Consider the following 12,406-nt stretch of genomic DNA (forward strand, 5'->3'; position numbering starts at 1 on the left):
TCCTCCTTAGTTAGTTACTGTATTAGTAGGTTCGTATATTTTTACCTCAAATGACTTCTTGACGATTGCTCTTGCTTCTTTGATCGAATCCATTTCTCCTAGGGACATTAATTGAGCAATGATATTACCAATCGCCGTTGCTTCAACTGGGCCTGCAACAACCTCTTTTCCAGTTACATCGGCAATTAATTGATTAAGCATTTCATTTTGACAACCGCCACCAATGACATTTATCTTAGAAAATGACTTTTCAAAGATTTCCTCAATCTCCGTAACAGCATCTTGATAAGACTCTGCTAAACTATCGTAAACACACTTTGCGACCTGACCAGGAGTGCTAGGGATTGGTTGATTGGTTTCAATACAAAGTTTTTGAATCTCTTCAATCATGTTATCTGGCTTTAAGAAACGATCATCGTTCACATTAACGGTTGCGGTAAAATCTGTTTCCTTTCGTGCCAAATCAACTAATTCTGCGAAAGAATATTCATCATTGTAGTTACGCTTTACCTCTTGGATCATCCAAAGACCCATAATATTTTTCAAGAAACGGTAACGATAATCAATACCGCCCTCATTCGTGAAATTATAATCCAATGCTTTTGTCACACAAATTGGGAAATGATTTTCAGTTCCAATCAGCGACCACGTTCCCGAACTGATATAAATGCTATCATCCCCTTCAGGTACTGCAATTACGGCAGAGCCAGTATCATGTGTTGCAGGAAGAATCACCTTCATATCAAAGCCAATCTCTTTCACTAGTTCCTCTGACAGTGTACCGAGCACCGTCTTAGGTGCTTTGATTTCTTGGAACATCTCTTTGTTAAGACCAAGTGTGTCTAAAATGTCGCCATCCCATTTTTTTGTAAAGGCATTTACGAGTTGTGTGGAAGTCGCATTTGTATATTCATTTGCTTTTTTACCTGTTAGTAGATAGTTGAAGTAATCCGGTATCATTAAAAAGGACTTGGCTTTTTCAAGGATTTCAGGATTGTTTTTCTTGATCGAATACAATTGGTAGATTGTATTAAATTTCAGAAATTGAATGCCTGTTTCCAGGTAAAGGCGTTCCTTTGAGAAAAGCTCAAAAACTTCCTCCATCATGCCATCTGTTCGTGGGTCCCGATAGGCCACCGCATCTGTAAGAAGTTGGTCATGTTCATCGAGTAACACAAAATCAACCGCCCATGTATCGATGCCGATACTGTCAGGTTGAATACCACGTTCGCCACACTTCTTCAAACCAGCGATGATTTCTTGAAACAGTTTATCTACTTCCCAGCAAAAAAAGTTATCTTTTTTTACAATCTTATTTTCAAAGCGGTGAATTTCCTCAAGCTTCATTATCCCATCTTCGAGATACCCTAAGATGAGTCTCCCACTAGAGGCACCAATATCAACAGCTACGCTGTATTTTGTCATATGCTCACCTTCCAATGTAATCGCTTACTACTTTCTATCATACTAGGAATATGACAACTTTCCTATATCGTTATTCATCAAATTTATTGTCCTTATTTGCACAAAATAAAAAAAGCAATCAGAAAAGATTACTTCTCCAATTGCTCTCGGTATTGTTTTGGGGTTACTCCATATTTTTTCTTGAAGATACGGTAAAAATAACTGATATTATCATAGCCGATTTCTTCTGCTACGTGAGTAACTGGTATTTTTGTATGTTCGAGTAATTCCTTCGCTTTAATAAGGCGTCTTTCCTGAAGAAGCTCCTTAAACGTTAGCTTTGTCACCTTTTTAATAATCTTACTCAATGAATAATGAGTTTGGTTTAATCTTTCGGATAAATCATATAGGGATGCTGTTCGATAATGCGTATCGATATACTTCAGTGATTCTACAATGATATATTCCGAAGGTTCATTCTCTTCTTTATGTTTTACTTTATTTACATTTTTAATGAGTTCGATCAGCAGCAGACCCATGTAAAGCTTAATTGTTGAATCTGAAAGGTTGGTAGGGTTTATTATTTCTTCAATGATTTTTTGAACCAATTCCTGTATGTTCTCTACTTCTGAAACCATGAAATAGAGGAACTGTCCACTTTGGGAGTTATTGAAGAGACTACTAAAAATAAACTTGGTTATTGTATTATCTGTCGATATGAATGAAAAGATAAAATCGAAAAATTCAGGTTTGATGATGAAATTGATGATAATATCTTCCTCGTTACTAGCCTGAATTTCATGTTCAATATGTTGGTTTAAAAATAATAATTCACCCTGTTTTAACGTAAGTGGTTCAGAGCCAACAGTTTGCTTTAACTGTCCATGATACACATAATTGACTTCGATGTAATCATGTTTATGCTTCGGAAAATCGACAAAGCGAGTATGTTTGCGAACCATAATCAAAGAATCATCGCCAAGGAATTTCTCACTCTCAATAATGAAGTTATTTTGATTCGTATAAAGATCCTTAATAACCTCAGGATTTTCTTCTAGAATGGCTTTTTCTTCGTCTGAAATCTTTCTCAACTCTTCTAGTAATTCTAAGTTCATACTGTCACACTCGTTTATACCAAATTTTATTATAGTATAACACAAAAAAAAGACTCGATCCTGTATAGAACAGAGGATTGAGTAGTAGTAAAAAAGAGAGCATCGGAATTACTACTTTGAACAAATGTAACAATGCTACCTATATGGTATTTTTCTAACTCTTGAATAAGTTTATGCTTAGAATTCTAAACTAGAGTAATTTTTCCCATTCACTTGTAATACGGTATTCTTCTCAACATCAATTTCCACCATTACCTCTTCGGGATGGTTTATTTGAATATTGGTGTAATCACCATAATCTTTGCAATTAATGTTAATAGGGCCATAGGGTGTTGGTACAGAGCCTTTAATCCACTTTAGCCCATTTAATTTAGGTGAGATGGAAACTTTGGTAAATCCTGGTTCAAGTGGTTTTACACCTAAAAACATAACTCCAAATACATATGTTGGAGCTGCGGACCAAGCGTGACAGTGACTCCGACTAAAATCTCCTTCAATTAACTCCCAGCCCTCCCAGCAAGTTGTTGCATCATTCTCAAGCATATAACCATAGATATCCCTGATGCTTTCTAGTATCGTTTCTGTTTTGCCCAGTTCCAGTAAAGCCTGATAATAAAAAAATAAAACAAAGGGACTCTTAATCTGTACAAAATCTGCTGGTGGATTTTTGATATATTCTTCAATCACTTGTTTTCGTGTGTCTTCAGCACTATCCGTTAAGTATACGATAAGGTTAGTCTGAATACTTCGAACCTTAGATGGTCTTCCATCCTCATGAATACTATCGATATACACTTTTTCTTCTTCATCCCATAAATGAATGTTTATCGCTTTCTTAACCTTTTCTGCCAACAATTGATACTCATTCGCATCCTCTCGTTCACCAATAAGTGAAGCTAAGTATGCCGTTTGTCTTAGTGCATCAACTAGCAAAGCATTTTGATGCGTAACAATCTTATGTTCTGTATCCATTGGAGCCCAGTCCAGCATATTCCAGGCGGAAATTTCTAATAAGCCATCCTCATTAATAAACTCGTTAAAACGTTGAACGGTAAGCTTTAATTCAGGGTATACTTCTTTTATAAAATCGAAATCTCCAGAATATCGATAATATTCTCGGCAAGCCATCATCCATAAAATCGACCATGCGGTTAACACATTTTGCCATCCGCTCGGGACTTGTGATTCTGGTAATGGGGAACGATAAACAGATTTCGAGATAAGCTTTAAGCACCTTTTCACCAGGTCATAGTTTCCAAATGCATAATAATTCATCAGTGAAATATTATATGAGTCACCTGTCCAAAGGGCCTGTTCATAGGCTGGACAGTCAATGATTGTATCCTGTGCGCACATACGAATTGTATGTTTGGAAATCTCCCAAACCTCATTCAACTGGTAATCAGAACTACTAAAGCCCCCCATATTTCCGACTGGGAAAGTTGTTACATCTACTTTGATATTGTAAATCTTGATCGGTTTTGAGAAGTTTCTAACGGTAAGGAGCATATAGCGAAATCCTCTAGGAATAAACGAACGATACACCTGACGACCGTCCTTCGCAATATATCTAAGAGAATTGTTCAATGAAAAAGTATGCTCAATCCTTCCATCTTGATGGAGACTTTCAAATAAAAAGAAATCAATGATTGTTTCCTTCTCTGCCTCAACTTCAAACTCGATATGCCCCAAATATTCCTTACCAAAGTCGATAAGATACTCTGTATCCCCTCTTTCCATCGGATGTATTTCTGTAAAACTAGTAGTAGGTAGCACCATATTTTGATGCTCCAATGGCAAGGAATGTGTACGGATGTCATCTTTAAATATAGAAAGGAGGCTGACGTTATCTGTACATACAAATAAATCTGGAATATCTTTTATCAAACTTTTGAATGGCATCAATTCACTAATGGAAGATACATTCTTAATTTGTAAATATGCTTCTGTTGTTGGGATTACCTTGTCTATTGGAAAACCAATCTGTAAATTTGTTTTTGAATAAAATGGCCCAATGACAGAGAACTTAGAGTTACCTGGGCTATAAGGTGCTTTTAACACTACTTTATCAGGAAAGTCAAAAGCTAAATGGATGATTGGTTCGTGAAATGATCCAGATACATCTATTAAAAGTAGATTTGCTCCTTTTCTCAGCTTCACATTTTCATATTTTCCATTTCTGGTTTCATACTCTATACCATTCAAGTTAAACTGCCATTTTGCTTCTGCATGTGGGTCAAATGTTAAGGTCATCACACCCTCAGTATTTTCCTCTGAATGTATTTCTGTCGCGACATATCCTTGCATTATTTTTCCATTGTTATTATCGTATTCCCCTGGAAAAAATACTGGCTTCAAATCTATCGAAAAGTGCTGTGATATTGCCTTAACTTCTTTTAAAGATAATACACTTTTCGGAAAGACTGGTTCGTTAGTTAAGTGAGGTATATCCCTAGGAATTAACTCTCCCCAAGGGCCCATCCCATGCGTTCCAATGACCTCTGCATCGTTCCACGTAGAATCATCAAAGTCTAGCTGTTCCCAATTATCGTAAAATAGTCCTGCATCATAAATTTCGGACCATGTTAAGCAATTAGACATCTTCACTGTTTCTTGAATAAAGCCTTTATGTTGAGCTGTCTTCCACTTATTATCTGTACCAATGTGATAGCTAAAATTCTCATTATGAAAGAAATCTACCTGCGCAATTAATCCTCCTCGACCCTCTATGTATTGCATCGTTCCCATACCATAATGGTTGACTAGGATAGCAATGACATTTTCTCCTTTATTAATTCCAGTTAGCTCATACTGATCATAGTGCCACTCTGTTGTCCAACCACGGACAGGCCCTGATCCAATTAATCTACCATTCAGATAGACAGTATATTTTGTGTCTGCGGATAAGGTTAAGATTGCTGAGTCAAACTCTGAAGGAACTGTAAATGTTCTTCTGAAGCAAGACCATTGATTTCTTGGCCGTTCACCGCTCTGATCCCATATCCAGTTTGCTTTCCATTCCATCCTATTTCCTCCTAATGAAAAGACCCGATTTACGTAGCTCAACTACGTGGTTCTCGGGTCTTTTCATATAATTTCGGTTATTTTACTGATCCTGCTGTCATTCCTGCTACAATCTGTTTATTAAAAATAATAAATAAAATTAGAGGCGGAATTGAAATTAGGATAATATTAGTAAAGAGTAAATTCCACTCTGTCATATACATACTCATGAAGTTATAAAGTGTTAATTGTAGTGTTGCATTTTCTGCCCCTGGGAAAAAGTACAATGGATTTACGAAATCATTGTACACATTCACAGCTGTTAATACGATAACTGTTGCTGATACAGGTTTTAATAACGGCAAAATAATATTGAAGTATAATCTAAATCTTCCACATCCATCTATAAGTGCCGCTTCATCTAATGACTTAGGGATGGTGACCATAAAACTACGATACAGCATGATTGTAAACGGTAGATTAAGGGCAACCTCGACACCAATGATCCCAGGCATTGTTTTAAATAGCCCGATTTCCTGTAATACCCAGATAGTTGGGACAACAGCTGGTGGGATAATCAGACCTACTAGAATTAAGAAATTGAAGAGAGGTGTAATCTTTGTTACTTTCCTACTAATAACATATCCCGCTGCACTTCCGAACAAGATTAACAGGACGATTGAAAAGCCTGTAATCATGATACTGTTGTAAAATGCAGTAAGTATCATGCCATCGCGTGCCATTAATACTTCTTTCAAGTTATCAAAAAATTGAAAAGTACTTGGCCAATCCATATTCAATAATGAAGCCTCTTTCGTACTTTTAAACGCATTGATGATAACAAAATAAAATGGAATACCAAAGATGACGAGTGTTGCTAAAACAGCGAAAGTTTCTACTAAGATTTTACCTACCTTTTTCACTGTTCTGTTATTACTTTTCTCATGAACCGTGGTAGGTTGAAGATTCGATACAGTATTACTCATTATAAATCAACCTCTTTCTTATTGAGATAAGCATATAGAGGAAAAGCTAATGCAGCAACTAGAATAAATAAAATTACGTTTCCTGCTGTTGATAGACCGTAGAAGCCTGCCTGATATTGTTTATAAATAATAGATGCAATCAAGTCTGTACTAAACCCAGGCCCACCTTTGGTCATAGCCCAAATTAAGTCGAATGAACGTAAGCCACCTATAAATGAAAGGATGATAACTGTATTCATAGCAGGACGACTAAGCGGAAGTATAATACTCTTAAACTTATGCCAAGCATTTCCGCCGTCAATCGCAAGAGCTTCATAATAATCTTGTGGAATGGATAATATTCCTGCGATGAAGATAACAGTTGCGATCCCTACACCTTTCCATACATCAACAAATGCTACTGATAGAAGTGCTATTTTCGTATCACCAAGCCAATCAGGGCCTACAATACCTAGTGCTTCAAGGGTAATATTAATTAATCCTTGAGATGGGTGCATCATCATTGAAAATGCAATACCGACCGCAATTGTACTTAATAATGTAGGAAAGAATACCATTGACCGTATAAATCCAACGGTTTTAAGTTTTGTAGAAAGAAAGATTCCTAGTAAAAGTCCAATGACTACTTTTAGTCCACTTGTAACAACTGCATAAATAATAGTATTTTTAAATCCAATGTTCAAAGAAGGTTCCGTTAAAAATGTGATAAAGTTTTCAAATCCGATAAATTCCCAATCTGTTAATGTCCACCATGTCATACTAAAGAAGAAGGACATTATGGTTGGTAATAAGAAGAAGACAAAATATACAATTCCTGCGGGAAGTAGAAAGTAGTACGAATACGTTTTTTTCGTTAAAGTATTCACTGTCCTTAGCCCCTTTCCAAAAGATTATTCATTGTAATTAACTAAATTATAAGCGCTTTCAACACAATATATAAGTGACACATTCTTTTGAATTAAGTGCAGATTTTTTTGGTTGCGATCTATTTTCTACATTCATGTTTTAAGAGAGGATTTTAATGGCACCTATTGAATCTCATAATCTACTACAATTACATTTTCAATAACTTCTTGAAGTGATGCTCCAAATTGTTGGTGGATAGGGTGTGGCAAATAATCATCAAGTGCTTGTCTGTCTTCGAATGTGATGCGTAGCCCTAAATTATAGCCCTGTATTTTATCAGTTTCTCCTGTCACATTCATACCCGCAGAAAGGTCTACAATCCCTGGGATTGTTTTTTTAAATCCTAACAGTTGATTTAATAGTTCTTGATATCTTTGTTTTGTTATTTTCTCATTAAATTTAAACACAACTAAATGCTCGTACATATTTCTACCTCATTTCATATTTTCAAAAGAAGCCGGCTATGCCGACTTCTTTGTTTACTTTTACTTATTTACTGTTACTAATTCATCCTCAAGTGCGTTTAATTCTTCAAGTAGAGCATTAAGGCCTTCTTCTGTTAGTCTTGTCATTTGGTCTTCAACTATTTGACGTAAAGGCTGTGTTCTTAAATGTGAAATGGAACTAGACTTTAAGAGGACACGAGGTTCATATTTTCCTAGTACTTTTGCTGCCTCTTCATTATCTAGTAAATCTAGTACAATCGTTTCTGGCGTATAAATTGTTCTTAATCCTCGTACATTTTGATAGACAAATTGATACGTACCAGAACCTGCAACTAAAGATACACCTTCATCTGTTTGAGTTACATCAGTAATGCCATCTGCTTTAAACAAGTCAACCCCGTTTTCTTTGACACCTTCAATACGTGCAGTTGGTAGAAGAATGGTCGCTGTTGTATTAGCTGGAACTTCCACTTCTACTTTGACTTCCTCATGAGTAAGATTCCAAGAAGACACAATTCGTCCATACAATGATTCATACGCTGCGCGTACGGAAGTCAGTTCTTTTCCACCGATTCGAGGTCTGATTTGAATTCGCTTATATGCTGGCGCTGTTTCGTCCATATCAAGACCAGCAACATATCGATACATCCAATCACCAATGGATCCATATGCATAGTGATTAAATGAGTTCATGTCATCACTCCAGAAAGAGCCATCTTCCTTAATTCCATCCCAATGCTCCCAAATCGTTGTTGCGCCTTTGGAAACAGAATATAACCATGACGGATATGTTTCTTGAAGCAATAACTTAACCGCTGTTTGATGGAACCCATTATCAGACAGCACGAGATTTAAGTATGGAGTTCCTACAAATCCTGTTGATAAATGATAATCATTTTCTAATACAAGCTGATTTAAATCATATGCGATTCGTTCTCTTACTTTATCTCCTACAAGGTCAAACATAAGTGCTAATACATGTGCTGTCTGCGTCGAAACAGCTAATCTTCCTTTTGGAGTAATGAACTCATCACTGAAGTGCTTTTTAATTTGGTCAAGTAACCAAGTATATTTTTCCACATCTTCTGTTTTATTCAAGACTGCCGCTGTATCACGTAATAGTCTTGTAGAATATGCATAAAATGCTGTTGCCACAAACTCATTTGGTGTTGCACCAAAATAGCTGTCTTCTTTTGAATCTAGACCTAACCAATCTCCATAATGGAAGCCCGTGTTCCAAATAAACTCATTATTACCTTGGGCACGAATATATTCGACCCATGCTTTCATGCTGTCATACTGTTCTCCTAGAAGCTGTTTATCACCATAGCTTAAGTATAAAGTCCATGGGCAGATAACTGCTGCATCTCCCCAAGCTGCAGAAGAATCTCCATCGATAACATTAGGGATAACATATGGAACGCCACCATTTGGCAATTGGTCTGCAGCTAAGTCGCGTAGCCATTTCGTAAAGAATTGCCCACCCTGATAATTGAAAAGGGCTGTGCGAATAAATACTTGAGCATCTCCAGTCCAACCTAATCGCTCATCACGTTGCGGACAGTCAGTTGGCACGTCTACAAAATTGCCTCGTTGGCCCCATTTAATATTTTCCTGAAGTTTATTAACCATTGTATTTGAAGTAACAAACTCCCCTGTTGCTTCCATATCTGAATGCATCACTTCACCGACAAAGTTATCGATTGCAAGACTATTTTCTTGACCTGGATATCCTTCAACTTTGACATAACGGAAGCCCATGAATGTAAACACAGGTGCATAGGTTTCAGTTCCTTCACCTTTTGTAATGTATTCTACTGTCTGTCTAGCAGTTCTTAGGTTTCCAAAGTAAATATTACCATCTTTATCAAGTACTTCTGAATGTTTTAACGTAATTTTTGTACCTGCTGGTGCATCAACTGTGAAGCGAATACGACCGACCATGTTTTGACCCATGTCAAATACGGTATCACCTGCTGGTGTTACAAACACCGACTGTGGCTTTAAGGTTTCTGTTACACGTGTAGGATTGTTTTCCTGTGCAACTAAATTCGATAATGGAAGTGCCAGATTTACAACACCACTCCACTCTGCATCATTATATCCAGGTTGGCTCCATCCTTTTTTCTCAAGTCGAGCATCATAGATTTCTCCATGATATATTTCGGAATATAGAACAGGACCTGTGGATGCTTTCCATGATTCGTCTGTCACAATCAATTCTTCAGTTCCATCAACATAACGGACCATTAATTGGAGTACAATTCCCCGTTTTTCACCGTATATACTACGTTGACCTTCCCAAGCAAGATCACCTTTATACCAGCCATCGGCTAATAACACGCCAATTGCATTGTCTTTTTCCAACTGTGAGGTTACATCATACGTTTGATACTGAATTCGTTTACTATAACTAGTCCAGCCTGGAGTTAGTAAATCTTCTCCTACTCGCTTCCCATTTAAATGAAGTTCATAAAGCCCTACTCCAGTCACATAAATACGTGCAGATTCAATTCCATCCTTTAAAGCAAATTCCTTACGCAACATGAATGAAGGTTCAGCATCTGGAGCAATTTCATCAGGGTTTGGTGTAATCCATGTTGCTTTAAACTCACTTGTTTCATAAAGTGCTGTTTCCCACCAAGATGTCTCACTCCATGCAGATTCACGACCAAAATTATCCCATACTTTGACACGATAATAGTATCTTGTGCTTGATGTTAGACTAGGCCCTTCATATTTAATGTGAAGGGAATCTGCTGAATGAATCTGGCCAGTGTCCCAATAAAGATTATTGAAATCCTCGGATAATGAAACTTGTAATTGATAGGCGATTTGTAGAGTTCCACGCTTGTCAGATTTTAATTTCCAGCTTACTCTTGGATTCTTTGTACCGATTCCTAGTGGATTTTTTTGATATTCAACGGATAGAGATGAAATCTTTAGGTCGCTCATATGGACAACTCCTTTTTCATTTTGTAATTTTTAATTCTATTAAAACATCGGCCCTGCTAGATACTAGTCAGGGCCTCTCATGAATTGTTTTAACTTACTTTATCTTACCAACCATCAAGTCCTAGTTGTTTTGCTTGCTTTTCAACATCTTTGTCGTAAAGCTCAGCCCCTTCTTTTGCAGAGCTGATTCCGCTACCTACTTGTTGAGTAATCTGCTCAAGGCTTGGTCCTTTAACTGGGCTTAAGAATTCAAGTGCTGGAGCTGTATTTCCAGAATCGAAATATGGAAGCATATCCTTCACTACTTGTGCTACATCATCAGGAAGTTCGATGCCTTTAAGTGCGTAAGGACCATTTGGCTTGATTTTTGAACTATAAGCATCAGTACCTTCTTGAGAAATATAAAATTCTAGGAATTGCTTGGCTGCATCAACATTTTCACTGTTTTTGTTAATATATACTGCAGCAGGCATCCAAACAGTTAATCCATGTGTACTAGCATCATCACCTGGTTGTCCAAAGTATCCAATATCATTTAATTGATCTGGATAGTTTGCAGCAAGTACATCTAGAGCCTGAGTTAACATTGGGTAGTGAGCCCCTTGACCTTCTGCTAACATTTTAATCCCTGCATCGTATGTTGTTGCTAAGAAATCATCATTAAAGTACCCTTTTTCATACACTTCTTGTAATTTTTCGAAGCTACGAAGTGCAGCTGGAGTTTCTGCAATTTTTGCTTTATTCGCTGTATAATCTTCAGCAAAAGTTGGGTTTTCTTGAAGAACATTGTAATTATCAGCCAAGAAAATTAACTGTGAAGTCCAAGAGTCTTTAAATGTTCCAATTACAGCTGTTTTCCCAGCATTTTTAATTTTTTCATTATTTTCCATTAATTCATCCCACGTTTTAGGAACAGATAAGCCAAGTTCTTCATAGACTTTGATGTTATAGAACCAGCCACCTGCTAGAGAAGGTTGTCCTGGAATTGCAAATACTTTATCTCCTACTGAAACAGAGTCTTTAAAGCTATCAATTACATTTTCCATGAATGGTTCTTGAGATAGGTCAACAAAGTTTTGTTCTGGGTTAAGTGCTTGTAAGAGCGATCCAGAATTATACCAAACTAAATCCGCCATATCGCCAGTAGCCAGTCTTGTTTTTACAATATTGTCACCTTCAGATCCACCAGGGCGTGTTTCAATTTCAACTTTGATATCTGTTTTTTCTTCAAACTTTTCAATAATCGCATTAATAGGGTCTAACTGTTGTTGATTATCAATTAAGAAAGTAAGTGTTTCTTTTTCCTTCTTGTCACCAGAAGCTGATTCTTCACCACTACTACAGCCAGCTAATACTCCCGCCAATAATCCGGCACTGAGTAATAAAGAGAATAATTTTTTACTCTTAATTTTCATTTTAGTTCCCCCTTATATTTATTAATTTCTGTAACTACCTTAATTATAGCGCTTTCATTCAGAATATTTAGTGATGCATTTTTTGGATTTATGTCCGTTTTTTTTGGAAACGATTTCACTTTGAGGATTTTGATAATATAAAGCTGTTATCATATACAAGTTATTATTAGATTTGA

8 protein-coding genes are annotated in these 12,406 nt (G+C 36.7%); all 8 read right to left on the reverse strand.

What is annotated here, in order from left to right; translation table 11 throughout:
• Positions 1–6: 6 nt before the first annotated feature.
• The 8 genes from rhaB to CZ490_RS13395 all read right to left on the reverse strand — a co-directional run bounded on the left by rhaB (position 7) and on the right by CZ490_RS13395 (position 12,230).
• Positions 7–1,425, reverse strand: coding sequence for a rhamnulokinase (rhaB, locus tag CZ490_RS13360; RefSeq protein ID WP_077619349.1), 1,419 nt, complete (start codon positions 1,423–1,425; stop codon positions 7–9).
• Between the two features lie 128 nt (positions 1,426–1,553).
• Positions 1,554–2,519 (reverse strand): AraC family transcriptional regulator, encoded by a 966-nt coding sequence (locus tag CZ490_RS13365; protein WP_077619350.1) that lies wholly within the window; start codon positions 2,517–2,519, stop codon positions 1,554–1,556.
• A gap of 177 nt (positions 2,520–2,696) precedes the next feature.
• Entirely contained in the window at positions 2,697–5,543 is a 2,847-nt protein-coding gene (locus CZ490_RS13370) for a family 78 glycoside hydrolase catalytic domain (protein WP_077619351.1), read from the reverse strand.
• Positions 5,544–5,620: 77 nt separating this feature from the next.
• Positions 5,621–6,508, reverse strand: coding sequence for a carbohydrate ABC transporter permease (locus CZ490_RS13375; RefSeq protein WP_077619352.1), 888 nt, complete (start codon positions 6,506–6,508; stop codon positions 5,621–5,623).
• Complete coding sequence (locus tag CZ490_RS13380) at positions 6,508–7,374, reverse strand: carbohydrate ABC transporter permease (RefSeq protein WP_077619353.1); 867 nt, start codon at positions 7,372–7,374, stop codon at positions 6,508–6,510. Before CZ490_RS13380 ends, CZ490_RS13375 begins: the two co-directional genes overlap by 1 nt.
• Before the next feature lie 162 nt (positions 7,375–7,536).
• Entirely contained in the window at positions 7,537–7,839 is a 303-nt protein-coding gene (locus CZ490_RS13385) for a Dabb family protein (RefSeq protein ID WP_077619354.1), read from the reverse strand.
• A 60-nt stretch (positions 7,840–7,899) separates the two neighbouring features.
• The gene (locus tag CZ490_RS13390; protein WP_077619355.1) at positions 7,900–10,815 is read right to left on the reverse strand and encodes an alpha-L-rhamnosidase; all 2,916 of its coding nucleotides are present in this window, start codon (positions 10,813–10,815) and stop codon (positions 7,900–7,902) included.
• Between the two features lie 104 nt (positions 10,816–10,919).
• The gene (locus CZ490_RS13395; protein WP_077619356.1) at positions 10,920–12,230 is read right to left on the reverse strand and encodes an ABC transporter substrate-binding protein; all 1,311 of its coding nucleotides are present in this window, start codon (positions 12,228–12,230) and stop codon (positions 10,920–10,922) included.
• Between the last annotated feature and the right edge of the window lie 176 nt (positions 12,231–12,406).

It is taken from the genome of Litchfieldia sinesaloumensis (assembly GCF_900156865.1).
In the GTDB taxonomy this organism is placed as follows: domain Bacteria; phylum Bacillota; class Bacilli; order Bacillales; family Bacillaceae_L; genus Ferdinandcohnia; species Ferdinandcohnia sinesaloumensis.